This window comes from Pseudomonas sp. EA_65y_Pfl2_P74 (assembly GCF_963970575.1).
Lineage (GTDB): Bacteria > Pseudomonadota > Gammaproteobacteria > Pseudomonadales > Pseudomonadaceae > Aquipseudomonas > Aquipseudomonas baetica_A.
Window position 1 is genome coordinate 37,313 of sequence record NZ_CAXAOQ010000001.1, and the last position, 26,136, is coordinate 63,448.

Consider the following 26,136-nt stretch of genomic DNA (forward strand, 5'->3'; position numbering starts at 1 on the left):
GCGGGACCTAGGGGCGATCCACGGATGAAAAGAAGTCAGAAGTTGTTCGGCGCCAGCCTGCTGGCGCTGGCGATCAGCGGGTGTGCAGTCACCAGCGAACCGATTGAGCGCAGTGTCAGTGAGCAGCGGGCCAGAACCGACCTGCAAAACATGTACAAGGATCAGGAACCGCTGCGCGGCCCCCTGACGCTGCATCAGGCCATGGCCCGCGCAGTGAAGTACAACCTTGAAGGCCGCTTGAAGATCATGGAGGAAGCGCTGGCCAAGCGGCAGCTCGACCTCGCCAGTTTCGACATGTTGCCGCGCATGGCGCTGGATGCCGGGTATGTGGGGCGTAACAACGTCAGTGCTTCCAGTAGCCAGAGCGTGCGCACCGGCACCCAGTCGCTGGAACCGTCGACCTCGCAGGATCGTGACCGCGAAGTGGCGGATCTGACCATGGTCTGGAACGTCCTCGACTTCGGTGTCAGCTATATCAGCGCCAAACAGCAGGGTGACCAGCGCCTGATCGTGCAGGAGCGTCGGCGCAAAGTGATCAACACCATCGTCCAGGATGTGCGCTCGGCGTACTGGCGAGCGATGGCCGCCGAACGTCTGCTCAAGCAGATCGACAGCCTGATGGCGCGGGTCGACACGGCCCGGAAAAACAGCCAGAGCATGAGCGAGCAGCGCATTGGCGACCCGGTTCAGGCCTTGGGTTATCAGCGCTCACTCATCGAAGCCACGCGGCAATTGGAGGAGCAGCGCCGTGCGCTGTCGCTGGCGAAAACCGAACTGGCCACCCTGATCAATCTGCCGCTGGGCACAAATCTCACGTTGGCCACTGATGATGGTTATCAGGTTCCCGAACTCAAGGTCGATCTGGCGAAACTCGAACAGGAGGCTTTGACCAGCCGTCCGGAACTGCGCGAGCAGGATTACCAGACGCGCATCAGCGCCGCCGAGACCCGCAAAGCCATGCTGCGCTTGCTGCCGGGTCTGGAGTTTTCGGCCGGCGGGCATTACGACAGCAACTCGTTCCTCGTCGAGCAAGGCTGGGCCGACTACGGCGTGAAAATCACCTGGAACCTGTTCAACGTGATCTCTGCTCCGGCGGCGATCAACGTCGCCAAGGCCGGCGAAGAAGTCGCCACTGCACGGCGTCAGGCAATGTCGATTGCAGTGCTGGCGCAGCTCTATGTGGCCAATGCCAACTATCAAGAGGCGTTGCGCCAGTTCAAGACCAGCCAGCAGTTGTCCGACATTGACGGGCAGATCGTTGGCCAGTTGCGCAATCGTCATCAGGCCGCCGGCATTGGTGAGCTGGAGTTGATTCAGGGTGAGCTGAACAACCTGCAAGCCGACCTGCGTCGTGATCTTTCTTACGCCGACCTGCGCAATGCCTACGGCCAGATCTTCGCCAGTGCCGGGCTCGATCCGTTACCGGATCAAGTGCAGTCCACGGACGTGCAGGCGATCGCCAACGCACTGGCCAATCGTGAGTCGGCGTGGGCGGCGGGGGATATCTCGTTGCCAGTGGTGGCGAATGCCTCCGCGCAATGACGTGCTGGCGCCAAGCGCCAGCATCAGCCGTATGCAGCGCGAGGTCCGCAATGGCCATCGCGGTGCGGCCATTCTGCTGACCGGTTTGCCGGCGGCGGGCAAATCGACGCTGGCTCAAGCGCTGCACGCCACGATGTTCGGGTGTGGCTGGCAAACGGTGGTGCTTGATGGCGATAGCTTGCGTATCGGGCTCAATCGGGATTTGGGATTCAGTGACGCGGATCGCCAGGAAAACATTCGCCGCGCCAGCGAGCTCGCCGCTTTGCTGGTGGAAAATGGTCAGATCGTGATTCTGGCAATGATTGCGCCATTGGCCGAACTGCGAGAAGTCTTTGCCCAGCGTTTGGGCGAGGACTATCGCGAGGTCTGGTGCAGCGCCTCATTGGCAGTGTGCGAGCAGCGTGATCCGAAAGGGCATTACGCTCGGGCGCGACGGGGTGAGTTGGCCGGGTTTACCGGGGTCTCGGCACCGTATGAGCCACCGTTGCAGGCCTCGTTGGTGCTCGATACGGGTACGCAGACCGTTGAGGCCTGCCTTGATCGTCTGTTGACCTGGCTCGGCGATTGCTCGGTGCTGCCCAAGACATGAGCCGTCCGGCGTATGCGCGACTGCCGGTGCCGGTGGATTTGCCACTGTTGTTACAAGCGCTGGCGGCGATTGCCGAAGACGCCTGGCGCAGTCACTTCAACACGCAATATTTCTCGGGAGACTGGAGCGGCGTGGCGCTGATTTCGGCGGCCGATGCGCTGACCGAATTGTCGCCCGGACGCGGTCAACCGTTACTGCGCGCGCCTTGGCTGCTGGATGAGCGCTGGCGCCACGGTCTGCGGGATTTGCAACTGGACATCGTCAGTGCGCGATTGTTGCGGTTGGGCCCCGGTGGGCGAATTCATGAGCACCGCGACTACGATCTCGCCGAGCCAGACGCCGATGTGCGCCTGCACATTCCGTTGCTCAGTCCACCCGATGTGGATTTCTGGCTCGACGGTCAACGTGTGCCGATGATGGCGGGGCAATGCTGGTTTCTCGATCTGGCACGACCGCATCGGGTGGTTAACCGCGATACCTCGACGCGGGTTCATCTGGTGCTCGATTGCCGGCCTGGCGCCTGGCTTGCACGGATGATTGATGAAGGGCTGCCGAGTACGCCTCCAGCGCAATGGGCCGACACGGCGCTGCAGCGTTTTCAGCGACTGGTCGCTGAGGATGCCTCGCTGTCCTCAACCTTGCGGGCACTCAACGACCCTGAACAGTTCATCACGCGAACCCTCGAACTGGCCGCCGAACAGGGCTTGCCGTTCTCTAGCGAGGAACTGCGCGCGGCGATGCGCCAGGGACGGCGGCAATGGAACGAACAATGGAGCGGCTGAACCTGGACGGCTGGTTACCGGTGCGTGTCTGGCCGGTCGCAGGGCGTTGGCAGGTGGATTGGTGCTGGTTCGGCGATACGCCACTGCATCAGCCCTTTTTTCGCGACGCGGTCGAGGAGGCATTGCGCCTGCCGTTCAATCAGGCATTTCGTCGACAGACGCCACTGTCGGCGCTGACCGATTGGCAGGCGCAAAGTACGGGGGGGGCGCCGAGCGCATTCATTTTGCACGCCTCGCGCTGCGGTTCGACGCTGATCAGCCAGATGCTCGCCCGGCTCGATGATCACATCGTCGTCTCGGAACCACCGCCGCTGGACGCCTTGTTGCGCAGCGATCTGCCGGCGTCTGAACGTCGAGCCGCTATCAGCGGATTGCTCTCGGCTTACGGGCAGCGTCGTCGAGGCGTGGAACAGCGGTTGGTGATCAAGCTTGATGCGTGGAACATCGGTGAGTGGCCGCTCCTGCAAGACTGTTTTCCTGATACACCATGGTTGTTTCTGTATCGCGACCCGTTGGAAATCGCCGTTTCCCACCTGCGCCGCCCGGGCATGCACATGGTGCCGGGCATGCTCGGCGACTGCGTGCTGGAGGACGGTTTGCCGTTTGAGGGGCGTGAGGATTTCATTGCCCGGCGCTTGGGTCGATTGCTGGAGGCGGGTCGGAGGCAATGCGAAGTGTCAGGTGGGCTGCCCGTCAATTACAGCGAGTTGCCCGGGGCGATGGCAGGGCGATTGGCAAGTTTTTTTCAGTTGAGCGCTGAGCAGCTTCAGCAGGCGTTCGCGGCGACGGCGCAACATGCCAAGCAGCCCTCACGGACGTTCGTCGCCGACAGCGACGAAAAGCGCGGCGCGGCTTCGGCGTTGTTGCACAGGCATGTGCAACATTTCGCGCACGCGCCCTATGAAGCGCTGGAACGCTTGCGTCATCTCAGGACTTGGCCGACAAATCCGCCATCCCCTTGAGTAACTCGATCGGCAGCGGAAAGACGATGGTCGAACTCTTGTCGCCGGCAATCGAACTCAAGGTCTGCATATAACGCAACTGCATGGCCCCTGGCTGACGGCCGAGCATTTCGGCGGCCTGCATGAGTTTTTCCGAGGCCTGCAACTCGCCTTCGGCGTGAATCACCTTGGCCCGTCGTTCCCGTTCGGCTTCGGCCTGTTTGGCGATGGCGCGCACCATCGACTCATTGAGGTCGACGTGCTTGATCTCAACGTTGGCGACCTTGATGCCCCACGCGTCAGTCTGGGCGTCGAGCACTTGCTGGATGTCGATGTTCAACTGCTCGCGCTCGGCCAGCAATTCATCCAGCTCATGCTTGCCCAGTACCGCACGCAGGGTGGTCTGAGCCAACTGGCTGGTGGCGGAGAGGAAGTTCTCGACCTGAATGATCGCCTTTTGTGGGTCGAGCACGCGAAAGTACAGCACTGCATTGACCTTCACCGAAACGTTGTCGCGGGTAATCACATCCTGCGGCGGTACATCGAGAACGATGGTGCGCAAGTCGACCCGAACCATTTGCTGAACCACCGGAATCAGCAGGATCAGCCCCGGACCTTTGACTTGCCAGAAGCGCCCGAGCTGGAACACCACGCCGCGTTCGTATTCGCGCAGGATGCGAAACGTCGACGCGGCGAGGGCGATCACCAATAACAGCAGCGCGAAAAAACCGATTTGCAGACCCATGATCACTCTCCGTGTCGAGCCGCGTCAGCCGCGGCGACTTTCAGCAGTAAGCCCTTGCGTCCCACTACGCGTACCGATTGTCCGCTGTGCAGCGGTGTCGCGCTGTGCACCTGCCATTGCTCACCTTGCAGGTGTATCCAGCCGTGATGGGCATCTTCAGTCTGCACCGTGGTTATTGCCGTCACACTGCCGACCAGGCCCGCATCGCCACTGACGGCGTGGCGCGGTCGGGTTTTCAGGGCGCGGATGATCAGCGCAAGCAACAGCAAAGCGCTGACCAGACCCAGACCGATCATCATCGGCACCGGCAAGTCCGCGTTGCCCAGCATCAGCGCGCCGATCACGAACATGATGATCCCGCCCAGACCAATCACGCCGTAATTGGGCAGTGCGGCTTCGGCGATCAGAAAAACGATACCGAGGGTGACCAGCCAGAGACCGATCGGGTTGACCGACGACAGTGGAACATCGGCGGCGATCGCCGAGCCGCTCAACAGCAGTAACCAGAGAAACGCACAACATCGACTGTTCACGTGACCCTCCGGGCGCGTCATGGGTGTGCTTCTTTGAGTCTAGTTGAGCCTTGAACTGGTTGAATGTTGATCAGTGTGCGGATGTGTCCAGTGAGCGGATTTTCCTGCGCCTGCAACTCGCCGAACTAGACTCAAACACACCGCTACAACCGTTCCAATGCAGCGCCGAGGTGCATCAGGCCGGGAGTTGAGTCATCAGGTTTTGTGGCGTTCGCGTTGGCGCTTTCGCGCGCAAGCCCGCTCCCACAGGTGACCGCGACCCCTTGGATGCCGCTCGCGAATAATCGCCCAGACACCATGTTCCCAAGGAGTTCCCCCATGGAAAGCCCCACCCATAGCCTGCCATCCCTGTTCAAACAACTCGGCCTGGACAACGACCCCGTCCGCATCGACCAATTCATCACGAGCCATTCTCCGCTCAAACCCGAATTGCACCTGGCAGACGCGTTTTTCTGGACCAAGAGTCAGGCTGATTTTTTGCGCGACGAAATTCTGGACGATGCCGATTGGGCGGAGGTGGTTGATCAATTGAATGTGTTGTTGCGTACGGGGCGGTAGGCCTGACCGAAGGGTGATCGTTTCCTGCCGGATGGATGCCAGCCGATGTTTACGAAGCAATGATGGAACGGCTTGATGATTTGGAACTGGCAGAAATCATTCGCTCCGAGATCAATTGAAAAAAGTAGCTCGCTGAAAGATTGGCGCTGCCGAGAGTCCCGGCTGATGCACTCCACGGGATGCCCAACTGTTACAAAATCAAACTCAAAACGTCGGGTTACCGTTTGGTTTATCAAGTAATCGATGAGCGAGTTGTCGTCGCTTCAGGTCAGCGTGAGCGCAGCAGAGTTTACGAGAAGGCCCAAAAACGCTAACAGGTCCCCACCTCGTCGTTTCTCTTCGGCTGACAATCACTTTGTTTCAAAACTTGACTGAATTTCCCTCGCAATGCGATATTGATAGTTAGCAAACTAACAGTGTGCCTTGTCCCGTGCCCGATACCCTCGACGCTCTCCAGATGAACATCAGCAGTGCCATGGTGGTGGCCGCCAGGCATTGGCGCAAGATCTGCCAGACCACGCTGGTCAACTATGGAATCTCCGAAGCCTGCGCCGTCCCTTTATTGATGATCGGGCGTTTGGGTGAGGGTGTGCGTCAGGTGCAGGTGGCGCAGGCGGCCGGGATGGAGAGCCCGTCGCTGGTGCGTCTGCTCGATCAGTTGTGCCAATCGGGGTACGTGCGCCGCACCGAGGATGTGCAGGATCGCCGCGCCAAATGCCTGAGCCTGACCGACACCGGTCGTGAGCTGGTGCACGCGGTGGAAGTCGAACTGGTGCGCCTGCGTCACGAAGTGCTCGACGGGATTGATCAGAGCGATCTGGAAGCTACGCTTCGGGTACTCAGGGCTTTTGAGGCGGCGAATCCGCCGCTGGTGGTCAATTCTTGAACGGTTTTTTCTCAGGCATTCCGCCGACCCGCGACTGGTTCTACGGGGTTCGTACTTTTGCCGCGTCGATGATCGCGTTGTACATCGCCTTGCTCATGCAAATGCCGCGTCCGTATTGGGCGATGGCCACGGTGTACATCGTCTCCAGCCCGTTCCTCGGGCCGACCAGCTCCAAGGCGTTGTACCGTGCAATCGGTACCTTTCTCGGCGCAGCGGCGGCGGTTTTTTTCGTGCCGATGTTCGTGCAGAGCCCTTATGTGCTGGTAGTCGTCATCGCGCTGTGGACGGGTATTTTGCTGTTTCTATCCCTGCATTTGCGCACCGCCAACAGTTACGCGCTGATGCTTGCCGGCTACACCTTGCCGCTGATTGCCTTGCCGGTGGTGGATAACCCGCTGGCGGTGTGGGATGTCGCACAAGCACGTACCGAAGAGATTTTCCTCGGCATTGCCGTCGCCGCTGTGGTCGGCGCGATGTTCTGGCCACGCCGCTTGGCGCCGGTGTTCAACGATGCCGTCGGTAAATGGTTCATCGATGCGACCAGCTACAGCCTGAAGTTTCTCAGCCGCGACGTGCAGCCTGAAGCAGTCACGGCCCTGCGCATGGCCATGGTGGCCAATTTCAACAGCCTGGAATTGATGATCGGCCAGTTACCCCATGAAGGTTCGCTGCCGCAAACCGTGCGAAACACCAAGGAACTGCGCGGGCGCATGATCCATCTGTTGCCGGTCATCGACGCCCTCGAAGATTCGCTCTACGCCCTCGAGCGGCGCACCCCGGAACTGGCAGAACAGTTCGCGCCGCTGTTGGCGGCGACCCGTGACTGGCTCGCTCACCAGGACGCCGATCTGCAACGCTGGCAAGCCCTGAAAGACCAGCTCCAGGCCCTGCAACCGAGCACGCAGGCGCTGGAGGATCGCAGACAATTGCTCTTCTCCAACGCGATCTATCGCCTCGGTGAATTCATCGATCTGTGGCAAGACTGCCGCAGTCTGCAGGCGGCGATTGTGTGTGAGCGTCAGGACAGCTGGCGCGCGGTGTATCGCCACTGGCGCCTCGGTCGCCTGACGCCGTTTCTTGATCGCGGGCTGATGCTCTATTCGGTGGCCTCGACCATTCTGGCGATCATCGTCGCTTCGCTGCTGTGGATTCTGCTGGGCTGGCCGGACGGCGGCAGCGCAGTGATTCTGGCGGCGGTGGCGTGCAGCTTCTTCGCCTCGATGGACGACCCGGCGCCGCAGATCTACCGGTTCTTTTTCTGGACGGGCATGTCGGTGCTGTTCGCCAGTCTGTATCTGTTTCTGATTCTGCCCAACCTGCATGACTTCCCGATGCTGGTCCTGGCGTTTGCCATCCCGTTCATCTGCATCGGTACCCTGACGGTGCAGCCGCGTTTCTACCTCGGCATGCTCCTGACGCTGGTCAACACCTCATCGTTCATCAGCATTCAGGGCGCTTACGATGCGGACTTTTTCGCCTTCGTGAATTCCAACCTGGCGGGGCCGATGGGCCTGTTGTTCGCGTTCATCTGGACGCTGGTGGCGCGCCCGTTCGGCGCCGAGCTGGCGGCCAAGCGCCTGACCCGTTTCAGTTGGAAAGACATCGTCGACATGACCGAGCCGGCCAACCTTGCCGAACACCGCAAGTTGGGCGTGCAGTTGCTCGATCGCCTGATGCAGCACCTGCCGCGTCTTGCCCTCACCGGCCAGGACACCGGCATCGCCATGCGTGAAGTGCGCGTGGGTCTGAACCTGCTCGATTTGCTCGCCTACACCCCACGGGTCACCGGCGTGCCGAAGGCGCTGTTGCAGCAAGTGGTGGTCGAGGTCGGCGAGTACTTCCGCGCCTGCCTCAAGGCTGGCGAACGCCTGCCGGCGCCGAGTCCGTTGCTGATGACCATGGACCGCACGCGCCGTGCACTCAATGGCCACGGCGACGAAGAAACCCGTTTCCACCTGTTGCACGCCTTGAGCGGGCTGCGTCTGGCGCTGTTGCCCGGCGTCGAATTCGTTTCCAGCGCCGAGCCCGAAGAACCGTTGCCCGATGGAGCGCCCCTATGATTGGTGATCTGGACATCAGCGGCATCTTTCTGCCGACCTTGCTGGTGTTGATGGGCATCACGTATGTGCTGTTTTTGCTGGTGCATGGCGTGCTGACACGTCTGCACTTTTACCGTCTGGTCTGGCACCGGGCATTGTTCAACGTGGCCCTCTACGCCGTGCTGCTGTACGGCGTGGACTCACTCAGTCGATACCTGATGACATGAAAAAACCGTTTTTGACCATCGGTCGCGTGGTACTGACCCTGCTGATCGTGACTTTTGCCGTTGTCCTCGTCTGGCGCATGGTGATGTATTACATGTTCGCGCCGTGGACCCGTGACGGCCACATCCGTGCCGACATCGTGCAGATTGCCCCGGACGTCTCCGGGCTGATCCAGCAGGTCGAGGTGAAAGACAACCAGTTGATCAAACGGGGTCAGGTGCTGTTCAGCATCGACCAGGATCGATTCAAACTGGCCCTGCGCCAAGCCAAAGCGGCCGCCGCCGATCGCGAGGAAACGCTCGCGCAAGCACAACGCGAAGCCAAGCGTAATCGTGGCCTGGGCAACCTGGTGCCGGCCGAGCAACTGGAAGCAAGCCAGTCTCGCGTGGCCCGTGCGCAGTCGGCACTGGCCGAAGCGCGGGTGACGGTGGACAGCGCCCAGCTCAACCTCGACCGCTCGGTAATCCGCAGCCCGGTGGACGGTTACGTCAACGACCGGGCGCCGCGTGCTCAGGAATTCGTTACCGCCGGGCGTCCGGTGCTGTCGGTGGTCGACAGCAACTCGTTTCATATCGACGGCTATTTCGAAGAGACCAAACTCGACGGCATCCATGTCGGCCAGTCGGTGGATATCCGCGTGGTCGGCGACCGCGCCAGGCTGCGCGGGCATGTCGAAAGCATCGTCGCCGGCATCGAAGACCGTGACCGCACCAGCGGCAGTAACCTGCTGCCCAACGTCAACCCGGCGTTCAGTTGGGTGCGCCTGGCGCAGCGGATTCCCGTACGTATTGCCTTTGATGAGGTGCCGGCGGACTTCCGCATGATCGCCGGGCGTACCGCCACTGTTTCGATCATCGACGATCAAAAACAGGAGTCCGCGCCATGAACAGGGCCCTGATGATCGCAGGCTTGGGCGTGATGCTCTCGGCCTGTCAGATGGTCGGGCCGGACTATCAGGTGCCCGAGGACGCGGCGGTCCAGCGCAAGGATTTTCAGGGTGAATTGGCGGTGGCCGGCAAACCCGTGGTGTCGGCGCCGGTGCCAGCGCACTGGTGGCGGTTGTACAAGGATCCGCGCCTGGATCAACTGGTGCAGCAAGCCATGGCCTCCAACACGGATCTGCGCGTGGCGGCAGCGAACCTTGCGCGGTCTCGCGCTCAAGTCGACGAGGCCGAGGCCGCGGGTGGCTGGAGCGCCGGGGTGAAGATGGGCGCACAGCGTTTGCAGGAATCCGGTCAGGCATTTTTGCTGCCAGAGAAAGTGCCAGTGGCCAACGTCGCCGACATAGGCCTCAGCGCTTCGTATCAGTTTGACCTGTGGGGCACCCTGCAACGCGGGATCGAAGGCGCGAAGGCCAATGCCGATGCGACTCAAGCCGCTGCTGACACCGCACGGATCACATTGGTGGCCGACGTGGTTCGCGCCTATACCCAGGTTTGCGCGGCCAATGAAGAGCGAGAAATCGCCCAGCATTCCCTCGACTTGCAATCGCAAAGCACCACGCTGACGCAGCGCTTGCGCGATGCCGGGCGTGGTGATGAAACCCAGGTCACCCGCTCGCAAACCCAATTCAAATCCTTGCGCGCTGAAATGCCGCGTTATGAAGCAGCGCGTCAGGCCGGGCTGTTTCGCCTGTCGATGCTGCTGGCCAGACCGGTCGATCAGTTGCCGGCCGGCACCGCGACCTGCGCCGAGTTGCCGAAAATCGCCCAACGGGTGCCGGTCGGCGATGGCGCCGCGCTGCTCAAGCGCCGCCCGGATATTCGTCAGGCGGAACGGCGTCTGGCGGCCTCGACGGCCGGGATCGGCGTCGCCACGGGCGAGTTGTACCCGGACATCAGCATCGGCGCGACCATCGGCACTGTCGGCATCATCGACGACTTGGGTGATCCCTCGACCAACCGCTGGGGCTTCGGCCCGTCGTTGAGCTGGAAGGTGCCGACCAACGGCGCCCGCGCGCGCATCCGCGAAGCCGAAGCGGCGGCGCAAGGCGCACTGGCGCATTTCGATGGCGTGGTGCTCAACGCCATCCGCGAAACCCAGACGGGCCTTGCGCAGTACAGCGCTGTGCTGCAACGCCGTGACGCGCTGGCCGATGCCGCGCAGTCGGCGAAACAGGCCGCCGACCAGACACACCGCTTCTTCCAGGCCGGCCGCGAGTCGTTTCTCGCCGACTTGCAAGCGACCCGCACCTACACCGATGTCACCGCGCAACTGGCCGCTGCCAACACGCAAGTCGCCATGAGCCAGATCGATTTGTTCCTCGCCCTCGGCGGCGGTTGGGAAAGCGGACGAACGCAAGCTTCAAGCCCGAGCAAACCCTGAGGCCATAGCTATGCTTTGAAGTGTTGAAAGGGCGCCCCGAGCAAAGCGCCCCTTCAGCGCACATCGCTAGCGCTGGTCTAGGGGAAACCAATAATGAAAAACCCTTACGCTCTCGGCTTCTGGTGCGCCCTCGCAGCGTTGGTGCTGCTCTCGGCCACCTATTTCTACGGCATCATGCTGGCCCACCAGATCGACAAGGCCATGGTTTTCCTCGACAGCGCCGTGGCGCTGATTGCGGTCATGGCAATCGTCGTGGTGGCGTGGGCGTCGGTCCAGGTTCAGCGAGTCAAAAAAAGACAGCTTGAACAGGGCAAGACGCTGGTGCTGATCTGGGACACCAAAGTCGCCCTGCGCCGGGTCGAAACCGTGTTCGACCGGTATTTCTGGGGCAGCTACTGGCAGCCCGGCCGCACCTTCGCCGAAGTCATGGGCGAACTCACCGGCACGCCGCTGGAAAAAAGCCTCGAAGCGCTGAAGAAGCAGTGTCTGGAACTCGACAAGCAGATCGACAGCGAGGGCTGGCACTGGCTGAACAATGCCCGTGAACTGTCCGACGTCGCCACCGCCATGGCCCGCGAGCGCTATCAACTCGACTACTGCGACCCGCGCGCCGATGGGCCGGGCGGGGCGGTGATCGATCGGGACTTTGAAGTGCTTGTGTATACCTGGACGGCACGCCTCAAAAGCTTTGATCATCAACTCGATGAGATCGAGGTTCAGTATTCCTGATCTTTCGTTGAATGATCTGGCCTCTTCGCGAGCAAGCCCGCGCCCACAGGAGATGTGTGCTCAGCACCACGCTCCTGTGGGCGCGGGCGTGCTCGCGAAGGCGGGCCGAGCAGCACTGAAACTCTCCCGGCTTGTCAGCTGTCCACACTCCCCATAGACACTCTTTAACCTTTAAACATTGGGCCATCATGCGCCCCAGTGCTAATCTCCACTCCTCATTTCAGCGGAGTCGAGCCGCAACCCGGTCACGGGTTCAGGGAAGACGACCCCACTTTCAGCCACGGAAATCGATCAGGTCATTCATGAATAAATCAGCAGGCGTGCTACTCGGAATTGTTGTTGCCATCGGCGCGATCAGTGCAGGCGGGGCCTGGTACACCGGGACCAAGATCGAAGGCGTGTTGAACAACGCCGTCACCAATACCAACAAAGAGCTGCAAACCGCCATGGCCGGCTCCAACGGCACGATGTCGCTGGAACTGGTGTCGCTGGAACGTCACACCTTCACCAGCACCGCGCACTATCGCCTCAAAGCCGAAGGTGAAATGTTCGGCGATGCGCCGGTTGAATTGCTGTTTGTCGATCACCTCGAGCATGGCCCGCTGCCGTTCTCGCGTCTGGTGTCGCTGAAGTGGTTGCCGGTCATGGCCACCAGCAATTACGAACTCGAAAAGAGTCCGGCCACCGAAAAATGGTTCGCCGCCACCAAGGGCGCCGCACCGCTCAAAGGCGTGACCAACATCGGCTACGACGAATCCACCACCAGCACCGTCGACCTGTTGCCACTGGAAATCGCTCTGGATGAGCAGTCGAGCCTGAAATTTTCTGGCCTGACCATGGACATCTCCGCCAGCGCCCAAGCGCAGAAGGTCAAGGCTGACGGTTACATGGACAGCCTGAAACTGGTCACTGTGGCCGAAGATCAGGCGCCGGTGCAGATCGAACTCAACGGTTTGACCCTGGCCAGCAACCTCACCAAGAGCAGCTACGGCTACTACACCGGCAGCAACACCCTGGAACTGTCCAACAGCAAAACCACCTTCGGCGCCAAGCAATCGGTGCTCGGCGTGAAGAACTTCGAAATGAAGAACCTCACCGAGGAGAACGGCAGCAATGCGTCCGGCCGTGCGGACTACCAGATCGGCGAAGTCACCCTCAACGACAAGAAAATCGGTTCGGCCAGCATGGCCATGAGCCTGAAGAACCTCGACATCCCGTCGACGATGTCGCTGATGCAGGTCTACCAGACCAAATTGCAGCCGTACGAAAAAGCCGCGGCCGAAGCGGCCGCTGCTGGCCTGCCGGCACCGGAGCTGAATCTGACCGAAGCCGAATCGGCCCAGGTCAAAGCCGACTTGCAGAAATTGCTGGCCGCTGGCCCGCAAGTGGCACTGGAAAACCTGTCGCTCAAGACCGCCAACGGTGAGAGCCGCGCCAATCTGGTGATCGACCTGACCAAGCCGCAGTCGATGGATCTGCCGCCGGATCAACTGGCCAGACAGTTGATCGCGCTGCTCGACCTCAATGTCACGGTGTCCAAGCCGATGCTGGTCGATCTGCTCAGCGTACAGGCGCAGCTTGATGGTCAGACCGACGCCAAAGCCATCGTCGATGGGGCCAGCGGCACCGCCGACATGTTCTCCGCCATGGCCGTTGGTTCGCAATTGGCGACCGTCGATGGCACCAACGTCGTGACCAAGCTGCATTACGCCGCCAATCAGGTGGAATTCAACGGCCAGAAGATGACCGTTGAGCAGTTCGTTGGCTTCCTGATGAGCAAGTTCGCAGGCGTCACGCAAGTGCAGTAATACTGCGCTCTAAATAGCAACGCCCGGCCTCTGCATTGCGCAGACGCCGGGCGTTTTGCTGTCTGGCGTTTGGCTTTTCGGCATCCCGGCTAAGCCGTTACCGTGAATCTGAACAATTATTGTGTTCTGAGTCCTGGTCCATGCTTGCGTGCAAAACTGCCCGACTGAGCTTGGCTGAGTGTTTTTCACCCAGTCTCCGTTACGAATTGGGCAAAAAGGGCATGACGACCCGGCTGGCCATGTAAGGATGCTGACGAATGCCGCGTATTGATGGTCCTGTATTACATCGTGGTCTACGCCCCTGGATTCGAATCGCGCTCTGTAGCCAGTTGCTGTGGCCGGCGCTGGCGCTTGCCGACACTGAATACGATCAACGGGTGCTCGATGCCCGTGCGGGGCATTACACGCCTGCGCTGACCGTGCTGCGTCAGGTGCCGCCGGGTCTGGCAACCACTGGGCAGATCAGCGATCACCTGCAAATTGCCGGTTGGGCCGGGCTCGACGCCGAAGTGGTCAAGGTTTATGAAACCCAGGGCCGCGACCGGGTACTGCCGATTCAGGCGCTGACCGCCACCGCCCGTGCTTATCGCAACCTCAAACGTTGGGATCAGGCCACTCAGGTCTATAACAAGGCACTGGCGCTGGAGCCGGACAATGCCGACCTGCAACTGGGCCTGGCCTTGACCCAGGCTGACGCCGGCAAGCCCGATGAGTCGGTCTCGCGCGCCAAAGCGCTGGTGGCCGCCAAACCCGACGACCCGTCACGCCGCCTCGCCCTGGGCTATGCCCTGACCCGCGCCAACAAACCTTACGACGCCCTGTTTGAATACGATCAGGCGGTCATTCGCGCCGGCAACAAACCTGAAGTCGCCCGCGAATACGTGGTTGCGCTGCAAAAGGCACGTCTGCCGGAGCCGGCGCTGCGGCTGGCCCATCAGCGTCCGGGTCTGATCGATCCGGTGACCCTGCGCCGCCTCGAAGGCGATCTGGCCGCCGAGCGCGTGCGTCTGGCGGAGTTGGCCACCCGCAGCGAAACAGAACGCTATGTGATCGCCGACCGGGCGTTGGCCGATTACGACAAACTGCTCGCCACCTGGACACCGGACGCGACGGCTCACGACGACGTGATCCGCTGGCGCATCGACCGCATGGGCGCGCTCAAGGCGCGGGCGCGTACCGCAGACGTCATTGCTGAATACGAAAAGCTGCAAGCCGAAGGCGTGAAGGTGCCGACCTATGCCCAACGCTGGGTGGCGTCGTCCTATCTGGATCAACGCGAACCGGAAATCGCCACTGACCTCTACCGCCAAGTGCTTTCGGCACCGGACGCCGATGTCGGTGATCGCCTGGAAGACACGACCGCGCTGTATTACTCGCTGCTCGAAAGTGATCGCGCCGATGAGGCCCGAACCGTGGCCGAGGATGCAGCCAAGTCTCAGCGCCCGCGTATCGAGCTCAAAGGTCTGCCCATCGGCAACCCCAATGACGAATGGATGGATGCCCAGCAACTCGCGGCGCAGGCCGGCACTTACGGCTCCGATTTGTCCCACGGCGAAGAACGTTTGCAGGTGCTGGTCGGGCAGGCGCCGGGCAACATCGGTTTGCGTCTGGCCCAGGCTGATTTGTACCTGGCCCGTAACTGGCCGCGCCGCGCCGAGAACCTGCTCAAGGAAACCGAGGCCATGGCGCCGCGCAATATGGGCCTGGAAATCGCTCAAGCCCAAACCGCGATGGAGTTGCAGCAATGGCGGCAAATGGATGCGCTGACCGACGACGTGATCGAGCGCTTCCCGGATAACCGGCAAGCACAGCGCCTGGCCCGCCAGCGCGACGTGCATGACATGGCCCAGTTGCGTGTCGAAAGCTATGGTGGCAAGGCTTTCGGCGGCAACAGCGGCGATACCGGGGCGGTTGCCGGCAGCAAGGATTTCGGTATCGAAAGCACCTTGTACAGCCCGCCGATCGATGAAGACTGGCGCGTGTTTGCCGGGGTCGGCTATGCCACCGGCGACTTCGCCGAAGGCACCGGTCATCACCGTTTCCAGCGTGTGGGTCTGGAGCGGCGCAGCCGCGACATGAGCCTGGAGGCTGAAGTCTCCAATCACGCTTATGGTTTCGGCGACAAACTCGGCGCACGACTGGCGATTGCCCGCGATATCAACGACCACTGGCAGTATGGCGCCAGCCTCGAATACCTGTCGGCGCAAACCCCGCTGCGGGCCTTGAACAGCGACATCACCGCCAATGGCGGCAGCGGCTTCATTCGCTGGCGTGCCAATGAAAGTCGCGAGTGGCGCCTGTCCGTCAGCCCTTCGCACTTCAGCGATGGCAACAACCGGGTCGAAGCCTTGCTGACCGGGCGTGAAGGTCTCTACAGCGCACCGAACGTGCAGGTCGACGCCGGTCTTGAGGTCGGCACCAGCCACAACTCCAACTCCGCAGACGTGCCGTACTTCAACCCGAAGGCGGACTTCAGCGTCATGCCGCTGCTGAACGTCAATCATGTGCTCTACCACCGCTACGAAACCTCGTGGAGCCAGCAGTTCCAGGTCGGCGCGGGCACTTACAGCCAGCGCGACCAGGGCACTGGAGGCATGGCGTTGCTCGGTTATGGCCAGCGCTATGCCTGGAACGACGTATTCGAGGTGGGAGGCATGTTGAGTGTGATCAACCGGCCTTACGACGGTGACCGGGAATCCGATTTGCGTCTGCTCGTCGACCTCACTTTCCGCTTCTAGAAGAGTTTGAAGATGCCTTTGACTTCGCGTTTCATCCTTCTGCTGGGGGTGCTGCTGGTCAGCGCCTGTGCCCAGCAAGCCCCGGCGTTCGCCCCGCCGTCCGAGCGCCCGGTGGCGGCCAGCGAAAAGCCGTGGCCGAAAAATCACGTACTCGGTATCGCCTATCACGACGTCGAGGATGTCGACCCCGATCAGGCCGTGGTGGCGGTGCGTACCGAGCGCCTGATCGAGCAACTCGCGTGGCTGCGGGAAAACAATTACCAGCCGGTTACGGTCGATCAGATCATGGCCGCACGCAAGGGTGGGCCGCAGCTGCCAGCCAAGGCCATCCTGCTCAGCTTCGACGACGGTTATGCCAGTTTCTACACCCGTGTGTTGCCAGTGCTGCGCGCCTACAACTGGCATGCGCTGCTGGCGCCAGTCGGCACCTGGCTCGATACACCGCTCGATCAACCGGTGGATTTCGCCGGCACGCCGCGTGCTCGCTCCGACTTTCTGACCTGGGATCAGGTGCGCGAAATCTCGCGCTCCGGGCTGGTGGAAATCGCCGCCCACACCGATGCCAGCCACAAAGGCATCCTGGCCAACCCGCAAGGCAATTTGCAGCCTGCGGCGGCTACCCGGGGCTATAACCCTCAGACCAAACGCTACGAAACCGAGGCCGAATTTCAGGCGCGAATTCGCACCGACGTAGCGGCCATCACGGAAAAAATCCGCAAGGTCACCGGTCATAAGCCGCGTGTCTGGGTCTGGCCTTACGGTGCGGCAGACGGCACGTCGCTGACGGTGGTCGATGAACAGGGCTATCAGATGGCCCTGACCCTGAACGATGGCCTAGACAGCCTCGACAACGTGATGAGCAGCCCGCGCTTTTTGGTCGCCTCTGACCCGGATGGCGAACATTTCGCCAGCAGCGTCGTCGAGGTGCAGTCCGATGCGGTGATGCGGGTGGTGCATGTGGATCTGGACAACGTCTACGACCCGGACCCGGCGCAGCAGGAAATCAACCTCGGCAAGCTGATCCAGCGCATGGCCGACATGGGCGCCAATACCGTGTTCCTGCAGGCGTTCGGCGACCCGAAGGGCGATGGTCTGGTGCACTCGCTGTACTTCCCCAACCGCCATCTGCCCATGCGTGCGGACATTTTCGACCGCGTTGCCTGGCAACTGCGCACCCGCGCGAATGTGAAGGTCTTCGCGTGGATGCCGGTGCTGAGTTTTGGTCTGGACTCAAAACTGCCGCGCGTGACCCGTTGGGACCCAAAAACCGGCACCACTTCGGTGGACCCGGATCAGTATCAACGCTTGTCACCGTTCGACCCTGAAGTACGACGGATCATCGGTGAAATCTACGAGGACGTGGCGCGCTTGACGTCGGTCGACGGCATTCTCTATCACGATGACGCGGTGCTCTCGGACTTCGAAGACGCCAGCCCGGCGGCGCTCAAAGTCTACGCGGCCAACGGCTTGCCGGGCTCGATTGCAGCGCTGCGTGATGATCCGGCGGCCATGCAGCGCTGGACGCGTTTCAAGAGCCGCTACCTGATCGATTTCACCAACGAGCTGACGGCCAAGGTTCGCGCCATTCGCGGCCCGCAGGTGAAGACCGCGCGCAACATCTTTGCCGAACCGATGCTCAATCCCGAGAGCGAAGCGTGGTACGCGCAGAACCTCGACGACTTCCTCGCCACCTACGACTGGACGGCCCCGATGGCCATGCCACTCATGGAAAAACAGACTCAGGCGCAATCCGGGCCGTGGCTCGAAGCGTTGGTCGACACGGTCAAGGCCCGTCCCGGCGCACTGGATCGCACGGTGTTCGAATTGCAGGCACGGGACTGGACGAAAAAGGACCAGGCCGACATCGACAGCCAGCAATTGGCTGACTGGATGAGCCGTCTCAAACGTCAGGGCGCGACCAGTTTCGGTTACTACCCGGACAACTTCCTCGACAACCTGCCGGAGCTGAAAACCGTCCGGCCCGCGTTCTCCAACAAATGGAACCCATGACATGCTGGATAGACTGTTAGCCCTGCTTGTTCTGGCACTTGTTCTCGGCGTGCCGCTGGGACTGATTTTCCTCGTCACCGGGCAGTTCCTGATGGACTTCGTGTTCTTCTACCCGTTGTTCATGTCGGGGCTGTGGATTGCCGGTGGCCTGTATTTCTGGCTGCACTGGGAACGCCACTGGCCCTGGAAGGACGACACGCTGCCGCCACCACTGGCCGGCGAGCCGCTGATCTCGATCCTGATCCCTTGCTACAACGAAGGCGACAACGCCGCCGACACCATCCATGCGGCGCTGGCCCAGCATTACCCGAACATCGAAGTCATCGCGATCAATGACGGCTCCAAGGACAACACCGCCCAAGTGCTCGACCGGCTGGCCAAGGAAGACCCGCGATTGCGGGTTCTGCATCTGGCAGAAAACCAGGGCAAGGCAGTCGCCCTGCGCATGGGCGCTATCGCCGCGCGCAGCGAATATCTGGTGTGCATCGACGGTGACGCGCTGCTGGCGCCGAACACGGCGGCCTATCTGGTGGCGCCCATGCTGGATAACAACCGCCTCGGCGCGGTCACCGGCAACCCACGGATTCGTACACGCTCGACGCTGGTCGGGCGGGTGCAGGTGGGTGAGTTCTCCTCGATCATCGGTTTGATCAAACGCACGCAGCGGGTATTCGGGCGGATCTTCACCGTGTCGGGTGTGATCGTCGCGTTCCGCCGCACCGCGCTGCACCGGGTCGGTTACTGGAGCCCGGACATGATCACCGAAGACATCGACATCAGCTGGAAGCTGCAACTGGACCACTGGAGCATCTTCTACGAGCCGCGCGCACTGTGCTGGATCCTGATGCCGGAAACCCTCGCTGGTTTGTGGAAGCAGCGTCTGCGTTGGGCCCAGGGCGGCGCCGAGGTGCTGTTCAAGAACATCCGCGGGATCTGGCAATACCGCCATCGTTATCTGTGGCCGCTGTTGTTCGAATACTGCTTGTCGACCGGTTGGGCGTTCACCTTCCTGCTGTCGGTGATCTTCTGGGGTGTCGGCAAGTTCGTGGTCATGCCCGAAGCCATCGCCGTGGATCACCTGATGCCGCCGGCGTTTACCGGGTTGTTGCTGGCCTTCGTCTGCCTCGTGCAGTTCGCCGTCAGCATCATCATTGATCGGCGCTACGAACCGGGGCTGGGCAAAACCATGTTCTGGGTGGTGTGGTACCCGATTGCGTTCTGGCTAGTCAGCTTGCTGACCACGCTTGTGAGTTTCCCCAAGGTGCTGTTTGGTCAACATCAGAAGCGTGCGCGCTGGGTCAGTCCTGATCGGGGTATCAAACCGATCGGGGACGATGAAGAGGAGGTTATCAAATGAAAATCATCCGGACTCGCCAGCGGCCGTTTCTGGTCGTGGTCGATGCATTCTTTACCGTTATTGCCTGGATTGGTCTGTTGTATCTGATGGTGCGAGGGTTGTGGCCGCTGATCGAAAGCCACGAAGGTGCGCCGCGGATCGATAGCTCGGCGTTTGATGCGCTGGCCACCTTGCAGATTTATCTGTGGGTGGCGGTGGTCAACGCGGTGATCCTGATCGCTTGGGCGCGTTACCAACAGCGCAAAAGCCGCGGTTTCGCTCAACGCCGTTTGCCAGCGCCGGTGGCCGATGACGAGGGGTTGAGCAAGAGCTTCAAGCTGTGCGACGAGCGTTTGCAGAAGCTGCGTACGCCCGGGGTGATGACCATTCACAACGATCAAGAGGGTGACGTGAGCAACGTGGTGCTGAATTTCCGGCCGGTGGAACTGGCGGAGCTGCCGCCACCCCTGGCGCCGCTGGAGCACCCGCGCGTGATCTTTCTGCATGCCGAGGACGACGACAATCGTCAGTCGCTGAGCCCATGAGCCGCTGAACGGGCGGCACCGCGCAGGGTTTGCTCGCGGGTATTGCTCTCGTGAGTGTGCGGCGCGGTGCTAGGTTCGGGCATTTGCTGCTGCCATGGCACGGCAGGTACAGCTATAGTTTGCAGGCCGACGACGGCCTCACTGTACAAGGTGCTCCCGGAATGACCCGATTGACCTCTCTCAACCCTTGGCTGGCGGCCATTGCCGTTGCCCTTTGCGTGCAGTTTCCGGCGCAGGCCCAGGAGCGTTTTACGCTCAGCATCCCCGGTGTTTCCGATAATCGACTGTTCACCTCGGCAGCGGCCAGCGATGCGCCGGGCTGTAACGGCAAGAACCAGTCGCCGGCCCTGAGCTGGAGCGCAGGTCCCGCTGGCACCCTGAGCTACGCGATTGTCATGCACGACCCGGACGGCCAGAAAGGTTTGGGCGTCGATCACTGGATTCATTACGGCATCAAAGCCAGCACCCGGCAGATTCCGGCCGGTGTGGGCGCCAAATCGAACCATCAAGGCGTCGGCGGTACCAACAGCAAGGGCAACACCCACTACATGGGCCCATGCCCGCCGGTCGGTGACAGCGCGCACCATTACATCATTCAGCTCTACGCCCTGGATCTGGCCCCGGACGCACTGCCGGCCGGTTTGACCCGCGCCGAACTGATGGAAAAAATCAAAGGCCATGTGCTGCGTAACAGCAGCGTGGTGCGGCGTTATCATCGCTGAATGCGGTCGCGCTTGGTATCGACTGATAAAAGCGAGCACTATCGGCGCTGTTCCTGACGATCGACGCCGGGCAGGAGGCCTACCCTATGGATGATGTGCGTGATTCATCCAGCGGAAAACTTGCGCAACACCCCGCTGGTTCCAGATAGCGACTTCACCCCTTCGCAACGTCCATTGCTGATGATGTTTTCAAACCTGCGGGCATCCGTTCGATGCCCGAGCGTTGGCATGGATGGCCGAGTGCAAGCGTTTTCCCCGTGGTCCCGACCGCGCGTGGTAAGCGCAGTACCTAACGCACCAGGATTTAAAGCGATTGAGCATGAACCCAAATAAAGATTCGACATTTGCCTATCAGGCCGTATACCGCTATCTCGTCGAACTGATCGAAGCTGCGAGCCCTGAGGGAGAACAGAAGCTGCCGTCGCTGCGACAATTGGCGCAGCGCTTGAATGTGTCAGTGTCCACGACCAAATACGCCTATTCCTTGCTGGAAGACCAAGGGCGTATCTACGCCAGGCCCAAGCTTGGCTACTACACCCGCGCCATGCCATCCGCGCTGATCAACGAAGGCTCGCCGAACCTGCTCGACAACGTGTTCTCCAACGCCCGGCAACCGGGAATGCTGGCGCTGAGCAGTGATGCCCCGGCCATGCTGCTGTCGCTGGAAAACCCGTTATTGATGACCGAACGCGAACTGACGCGCCAATACCCGCGCTCGCATGCGCCGCTGTATCAACCGTTTGGCGAAACCGAATTGCGCAGTGTTCTGGCCGATCGTTACACCCGTTCGACGCGCTGCTACTGGCGTGCCGAGCATGTTTACATCGGTTCCGATCTGCGCAGCGTGCTTGATTTGTCCCTTGAGGCGTTGAAGCTGACCGGCACTGTGGCGCTGGTGGAATCGCCGTGCTCGTGGGCGATTCTGCGGCAACTGCACGCGGCGAACATCCGCGTCATCGAAGTGCCGCTGGGTGACGATGGCCGCTTTGACTTGCTCAAAGTCCAGGCGTTGTTGCAGCGAGAACCCATCACTCTGGCGGTATTGTCCTCCACCGTGAACATTCCCCACGGCAGCCTGATGCCCGCCGAAGACAAGCAAGTGATCTGCCGCTGGCTGGCGGAACGGCGGGTCTGGCTGTTCGAAAATGACTGCTATGGCGAATTCAGCTTCGTCCCTGAAGCCGCGCGCTACCGTGACTTTGCCGACCCGGAACGGCTGCTGGTGTTTTCCACGTTCGACAAGATCATCGGTTCGGAGGCGCCGTATGGCTTTGTGCTCAGCCGCTTTCAAGGGCCCGAGCTGCATCGGCTGTTTCTGGAGCGAGCCTTTCGTTTGTCGCCGATTCGGCAAAAAGCGATTGCCAAGCTCTACACCACACGGCGCATCGACCAACACACGCAGATGTTGCGCAGCATGCTGATCGACCGCATGCAGCGCATGAAAGCCATGCTGCACGAACACACGGAGGGTCAGTTACGCATTGTCGCGCCGCAGGGCGGCGCGGCGTTCTGGATCGAGGCCACGCGCCCGGTGAACATGCGCGGGGTATTTGAGCGCTTGTTGGCCAAACGCATCGTGATTGCACCCGGCGAAATCTTCAGCCAGCAGGGGGCGTGGCAGCATCATTTGCGCCTGAGCTACACCATCGACTGGAGCAAGGACATCACCCACGCGCTGAAAGTGCTGACTCAGGCCATTCAGGATGAAGGTTCGATGGCCGGCGCTCAGTTGATGCCATAGCAATGCCGGGGTTCGGGGAATGTGCCGGCGCGCACTTCGTCGGCGAACGCCTCACACGCCTGGCGAATCTGCGCGCCAACATCGGTGTATTGCTTGACGAAGCGCGGTACGTGATCACCGCCCAGCCCTAGCATGTCCTCGGTCACCAGCACCTGACCATCGCACGCCGGTGAAGCACCGATGCCGATGGTCGGCACGGGGGAAAAGTCGCTGATCCGGCGCGCCACGCCTTCGGCCACGCCTTCGAGCAACAGACTGAACGCACCGGCCTCACTATGTGCGCGTGCATCGGCTTCGAGGTTCATGGCGCCAGCCTCATTCATGCCCTGGGCCTTGAAGCCGCCCATGGTGTTGACGTATTGCGGCATCAGGCCGAGATGCGCCATCACCGGGATGCCGCGTTTGACCAGAAACTCCACGGTTTCGGCGAACACCGCGCCGCCTTCGAGCTTGACCGCATCGCAGCCGGTGCGCGCCATCACCTGCGCGCAGTTGCGGTAGGCCTGCTGCGGCGATTCCTGATAGCTGCCAAACGGCATATCGGCGATTACGCAGGCCAGCCGGGTACTGCTGACCACGGCGCGGGTGAAAACGATGGTTTCCTCCAGGCTCATGTCCAGCGTTGAGTGGCGGCCAAGTCCGACCATGTTGGTCGAGTCACCCACCAGGATGAAGTCGACAACAGGGTCCATCAATCTGGCCATCCAGCTCGTATAGGCAGTCAGGGAGACAATTTTCTGTTGCCCCTTCATCGCGACCAATTGAGGAACGGTAAGTCGTTTGGTTCGGGTATGCAGGCTCATGGCTCTCTTCCTTGTTAAGCCCCGTGGTCGGGGGCGTCAGTGGTTACAACCCATCCCTTTCCCATCCACGCCATGCGTCGTAATCAGCGTCGATGCGTTCGCTCTGTGGGTGCAGTAGAAACACCGCAGCCGGTGAGCTGTTCAGGTCTACGGTGGGGGCAATCCTTGCCCCTTCGGCGAAGCGGAACCTGGCGTTGTGAAAACTTGGCAAGGCTTCCAGGCGTTGGCGCACATGCGCTTGCGCGAACAGCCCGTGGCGGTGGGCGATCAGGTTCATGCCCCGCGCGTGTTGCAACAGCTGATAGCGTTTGGGCCACTGCGCCAGACGCGCCGGGTCCAGATAGCTTTGGCAGGTCAGGGCTACCTGATCGTTGCCGGTGGCCGCTTGCAGGGCGGGCGGGCAGGCCAGTCCGGACAGGCGTGCACCGGTTTCCAGCAGGCGCGGGCCATTGCCGGTCAGGATCAACTCGGTGTGCGCCGGGCCATGCACGATCCCCAGCGCATCGAGCACGCCTTGCACATACTCAATCAGTTGCGGCAGCTCGTGGGCGTCCGCCGGCAGCAGGTCCTCGCGGTCGTAGATCTTGCGGCCGTCGGCGGCGAAGGTCTTCGAGCATTTCCACACGTCGGTGATCCAGTGCTCGCCCGCGTGGCTGACGCTGTTGATCACGTACTCGGCGCCCGTCAGGTATTCCTGCAGCAGCACCTGTTCATTGTTGAGCATCATCAGATTGGTGGCGCCGAGGATCGACTCGATGGCGGCTTCCAGTTGCAGCGCATCGTGGCAGATGAACACGTTATCCGAACCGGCACTGTCCAGCGGTTTCGCCACCACGGTTTCGCCGCCGCGGGCCTTGAACCAGACCAGCGCTCGCTCCAGCGAGCGGGTGCGCAGCTGTGCCGCCACTGGCAACCCGGCCTCGGCCACGCGTTCAGCCATCAATGACTTGTCGCGACGCGCGGCGGAGGTCGCCGGATTATTGCCGGGCAGGCCCAGACGTGCGGCCAGCAAGTCCGCCAGTTCTACGCCGAATTCGCTGCCCGTCAGCACGGCGCCCGGGCGATAGGCGGCGAGCTTGAGCAACAATGGTTCAAGGCCTTCCTCGGCGACGCTGTAGTCCTTGGCGAACAATTCTGTCGGGCAGCTCGCGGCAAATGCGGCCGGCATGTGTGCGCGTGAACGCACATGGAGCAGAGGCCGCTGTCCGGCCAGTGAGCGGGCCAGCAGGGCTCCGGTCGAGTAAGCGTCGACCAGAATCAACGGCGCCGCGCTGGAATCAATGCAAGGGTTGGTCATAACGGTTCACCGTGTAATGCAACATCTGAAACAGCTCGGACGAGCTGATACCGGGGCCGTCGACCGACCAGCCACTGCTGCGAGGCAACGGCAAACGGCCGGTGTTGCCCCAGCGCAACGCGCCCTGGTCGTCGATACGGGTGGTGGCGCGGCCCGGGTTGTCCGGGTGCAGGCAGTAGGGAATGTCGAGCAAGCCGCGCGCGAAGGCCTGCACCAGCGCCACGCCGATGTCAGCGTGCAGATTGAGCACGGTCTCCACCAGTCGCCGCGCTTCGAACAGCGTTTCCTGGTAATAGGCGGCGCTGCCCGCGTCTACCGTCGGGAGTTCGCCAGCAGCGACTTCGGCGGCCATGCACAAGGCATCAAGGTTGTCCTCGACCGAGGGAATTTGCCGCGATTCTGCGACGGTCTTGACGATCAACCGCTCGCAACCGGCAGCCTTGGTCAGCCGCGCACTGTCGCAAATCAAACGCCGTGCGCCGTGGCGGGAGGTCGGGAACACGCCCATGTACGAATACACCACCACATGCCAGTGATCGCCGTCGAGATACTGGGCGGCCAATTCGCGCAATGCCTGCAACGCGCCGAAATCCTGTTCCATCGAAGTGCCTTGGGCGTAGCTCAACGAGACGCCGCGCACCCCGTGCTGACGGAAAAACAGGGCCTCCAGCAAGGTCATGGCGATCAGCAGCGAGGGCGGGCACAACTGCCCCAACAGGCAGCCGCCGAAACTCTCGATATGCGCATGTTCAGTTGCGCCGGCCAGCACCTGACAGCTTTGCGCCCAAGCACTGACCGCCTCGGCCAACGGCAGGCGGCTGTAGGGCATGCAGTACGACACCGGGCCGCCCTCTGTTGCGTCCAGACCCAATGCCGCCAGACGCTGGAACACATTCTGCGGTTTGGCCGTGCCGTGGCGGATCTGGATCGGAAACTCTGCGCTGTACAGTCCGGCGAGCATGCCGCGTACCGCTTCGATCGGATGGCTGATGATCGGGAACCCGTTCATCGGCGCCGAACTGTTCAGACATTGCAACGCACTCTGGTAATCGCCGACCCGGGTGTAGCTGTCGAGCGTGATGGTGCCGATGGCCGCGCAGGGCAGGGCGGCGACGCTCGCCAGCCCCGCACGCATCTGGCTGAGTGCGCCAAAACCCATGCGCGGTTGCACCACCAGCTCATTTCGGACGCGGGCGCGCTCGATGAACTGTTGAAAATGGCCGCCGTTGAACGCCGTCATGC

At 61.5% G+C, this 26,136-nt stretch carries 23 protein-coding genes and 2 pseudogenes; 20 read left to right on the forward strand and 5 right to left on the reverse strand.

The window, feature by feature from the left end:
- Window positions 1–24 precede the first annotated feature (24 nt).
- The 4 genes from AACY18_RS00145 to AACY18_RS00160 are packed head-to-tail and all read left to right on the forward strand — an operon-like array spanning window position 25 to window position 3,875.
- Window positions 25–1,542 carry a TolC family protein gene (locus AACY18_RS00145; protein WP_339431636.1) on the forward strand — a complete coding sequence of 506 codons (1,518 nt, stop codon included), beginning with the start codon at window positions 25–27 and terminating at the stop codon, window positions 1,540–1,542.
- Window positions 1,526–2,131, forward strand: coding sequence for an adenylyl-sulfate kinase (cysC, locus tag AACY18_RS00150; RefSeq protein WP_339431635.1), 606 nt, complete (start codon window positions 1,526–1,528; stop codon window positions 2,129–2,131). The genes AACY18_RS00145 and cysC overlap by 17 nt, the downstream gene beginning before the upstream one ends.
- The gene (locus tag AACY18_RS00155) at window positions 2,128–2,913 is read left to right on the forward strand and encodes an aspartyl/asparaginyl beta-hydroxylase domain-containing protein (RefSeq protein WP_339431634.1); all 786 of its coding nucleotides are present in this window, start codon (window positions 2,128–2,130) and stop codon (window positions 2,911–2,913) included. Before cysC ends, AACY18_RS00155 begins: the two co-directional genes overlap by 4 nt.
- Window positions 2,901–3,875, forward strand: coding sequence for a sulfotransferase family protein (locus AACY18_RS00160; RefSeq protein WP_339464021.1), 975 nt, complete (start codon window positions 2,901–2,903; stop codon window positions 3,873–3,875). Before AACY18_RS00155 ends, AACY18_RS00160 begins: the two co-directional genes overlap by 13 nt.
- On the opposite strand, the gene AACY18_RS00165 is transcribed toward AACY18_RS00160, so the two are convergent.
- Window positions 3,841–4,599 (reverse strand): slipin family protein, encoded by a 759-nt coding sequence (locus tag AACY18_RS00165; protein ID WP_221730952.1) that lies wholly within the window; start codon window positions 4,597–4,599, stop codon window positions 3,841–3,843. The genes AACY18_RS00160 and AACY18_RS00165 overlap by 35 nt on opposite strands.
- A gap of 2 nt (window positions 4,600–4,601) precedes the next feature.
- The gene (locus AACY18_RS00170) at window positions 4,602–5,132 is read right to left on the reverse strand and encodes an NfeD family protein (protein ID WP_339431632.1); all 531 of its coding nucleotides are present in this window, start codon (window positions 5,130–5,132) and stop codon (window positions 4,602–4,604) included.
- A 318-nt stretch (window positions 5,133–5,450) separates the two neighbouring features.
- On the opposite strand from AACY18_RS00170, the gene AACY18_RS00175 reads away from it, so the two are divergent.
- From AACY18_RS00175 to AACY18_RS00245, 16 genes and pseudogenes are all read left to right on the forward strand, one after another.
- Window positions 5,451–5,690, forward strand: coding sequence for a DUF2789 domain-containing protein (locus AACY18_RS00175; RefSeq protein WP_339431631.1), 240 nt, complete (start codon window positions 5,451–5,453; stop codon window positions 5,688–5,690).
- Between the two features lie 35 nt (window positions 5,691–5,725).
- Window positions 5,726–5,809: pseudogene (locus AACY18_RS27930) on the forward strand (antitoxin); the annotation flags it as partial.
- Window positions 5,788–6,004 (forward strand): annotated as a pseudogene (locus AACY18_RS00180) (type II toxin-antitoxin system RelE family toxin); the annotation flags it as partial. The pseudogenes AACY18_RS27930 and AACY18_RS00180, both read left to right, overlap by 22 nt.
- A gap of 143 nt (window positions 6,005–6,147) precedes the next feature.
- Window positions 6,148–6,576, forward strand: a complete 429-nt coding sequence (locus AACY18_RS00185; RefSeq protein WP_339431666.1) for a MarR family winged helix-turn-helix transcriptional regulator — start codon at window positions 6,148–6,150, stop codon at window positions 6,574–6,576.
- On the forward strand, window positions 6,573–8,636 hold the full coding sequence (locus AACY18_RS00190) for an FUSC family protein (protein ID WP_339431630.1): 2,064 nt from the start codon (window positions 6,573–6,575) through the stop codon (window positions 8,634–8,636). The genes AACY18_RS00185 and AACY18_RS00190 overlap by 4 nt, the downstream gene beginning before the upstream one ends.
- Window positions 8,633–8,842: a DUF1656 domain-containing protein gene (locus AACY18_RS00195; protein WP_027611129.1), complete on the forward strand. Its 210-nt coding sequence runs from the start codon at window positions 8,633–8,635 to the stop codon at window positions 8,840–8,842. The genes AACY18_RS00190 and AACY18_RS00195 overlap by 4 nt, the downstream gene beginning before the upstream one ends.
- Window positions 8,839–9,726: an HlyD family secretion protein gene (locus AACY18_RS00200; RefSeq protein WP_339431629.1), complete on the forward strand. Its 888-nt coding sequence runs from the start codon at window positions 8,839–8,841 to the stop codon at window positions 9,724–9,726. Before AACY18_RS00195 ends, AACY18_RS00200 begins: the two co-directional genes overlap by 4 nt.
- Window positions 9,723–11,165 (forward strand): efflux transporter outer membrane subunit, encoded by a 1,443-nt coding sequence (locus tag AACY18_RS00205; protein ID WP_339463932.1) that lies wholly within the window; start codon window positions 9,723–9,725, stop codon window positions 11,163–11,165. Before AACY18_RS00200 ends, AACY18_RS00205 begins: the two co-directional genes overlap by 4 nt.
- Before the next feature lie 93 nt (window positions 11,166–11,258).
- On the forward strand, window positions 11,259–11,894 hold the full coding sequence (locus tag AACY18_RS00210; RefSeq protein ID WP_221730958.1) for an NADH:ubiquinone oxidoreductase subunit N: 636 nt from the start codon (window positions 11,259–11,261) through the stop codon (window positions 11,892–11,894).
- 302 nt (window positions 11,895–12,196) lie between these two features.
- Window positions 12,197–13,702 (forward strand): YdgA family protein, encoded by a 1,506-nt coding sequence (locus AACY18_RS00215; protein ID WP_339463933.1) that lies wholly within the window; start codon window positions 12,197–12,199, stop codon window positions 13,700–13,702.
- A 257-nt stretch (window positions 13,703–13,959) separates the two neighbouring features.
- On the forward strand, window positions 13,960–16,440 hold the full coding sequence (pgaA, locus tag AACY18_RS00220) for a poly-beta-1,6 N-acetyl-D-glucosamine export porin PgaA (RefSeq protein ID WP_339463934.1): 2,481 nt from the start codon (window positions 13,960–13,962) through the stop codon (window positions 16,438–16,440).
- 12 nt (window positions 16,441–16,452) lie between these two features.
- On the forward strand, window positions 16,453–18,450 hold the full coding sequence (gene pgaB / locus AACY18_RS00225; RefSeq protein ID WP_339463935.1) for a poly-beta-1,6-N-acetyl-D-glucosamine N-deacetylase PgaB: 1,998 nt from the start codon (window positions 16,453–16,455) through the stop codon (window positions 18,448–18,450).
- A 1-nt stretch (window position 18,451) separates the two neighbouring features.
- Window positions 18,452–19,807 carry a poly-beta-1,6-N-acetyl-D-glucosamine synthase gene (gene pgaC / locus AACY18_RS00230; RefSeq protein WP_339431624.1) on the forward strand — a complete coding sequence of 452 codons (1,356 nt, stop codon included), beginning with the start codon at window positions 18,452–18,454 and terminating at the stop codon, window positions 19,805–19,807.
- Window positions 19,804–20,331 (forward strand): poly-beta-1,6-N-acetyl-D-glucosamine biosynthesis protein PgaD, encoded by a 528-nt coding sequence (pgaD, locus tag AACY18_RS00235; protein WP_339463936.1) that lies wholly within the window; start codon window positions 19,804–19,806, stop codon window positions 20,329–20,331. The genes pgaC and pgaD overlap by 4 nt, the downstream gene beginning before the upstream one ends.
- Window positions 20,332–20,492: 161 nt before the next feature.
- Window positions 20,493–21,053: a YbhB/YbcL family Raf kinase inhibitor-like protein gene (locus AACY18_RS00240; protein ID WP_339431622.1), complete on the forward strand. Its 561-nt coding sequence runs from the start codon at window positions 20,493–20,495 to the stop codon at window positions 21,051–21,053.
- A 319-nt stretch (window positions 21,054–21,372) separates the two neighbouring features.
- Complete coding sequence (locus tag AACY18_RS00245) at window positions 21,373–22,794, forward strand: aminotransferase-like domain-containing protein (protein WP_339431621.1); 1,422 nt, start codon at window positions 21,373–21,375, stop codon at window positions 22,792–22,794.
- Here AACY18_RS00245 and panB read toward each other — a convergent pair.
- The 3 genes from panB to AACY18_RS00260 are packed head-to-tail and all read right to left on the reverse strand — an operon-like array spanning window position 22,779 to window position 26,134.
- Complete coding sequence (gene panB / locus AACY18_RS00250; protein WP_339431620.1) at window positions 22,779–23,597, reverse strand: 3-methyl-2-oxobutanoate hydroxymethyltransferase; 819 nt, start codon at window positions 23,595–23,597, stop codon at window positions 22,779–22,781. The genes AACY18_RS00245 and panB overlap by 16 nt on opposite strands.
- A gap of 43 nt (window positions 23,598–23,640) precedes the next feature.
- The gene (locus tag AACY18_RS00255) at window positions 23,641–24,894 is read right to left on the reverse strand and encodes an ATP-grasp domain-containing protein (protein ID WP_339463937.1); all 1,254 of its coding nucleotides are present in this window, start codon (window positions 24,892–24,894) and stop codon (window positions 23,641–23,643) included.
- On the reverse strand, window positions 24,875–26,134 hold the full coding sequence (locus tag AACY18_RS00260) for a methylaspartate mutase (protein ID WP_221730968.1): 1,260 nt from the start codon (window positions 26,132–26,134) through the stop codon (window positions 24,875–24,877). The genes AACY18_RS00255 and AACY18_RS00260 overlap by 20 nt, the downstream gene beginning before the upstream one ends.
- Window positions 26,135–26,136: the final 2 nt, after the last annotated feature.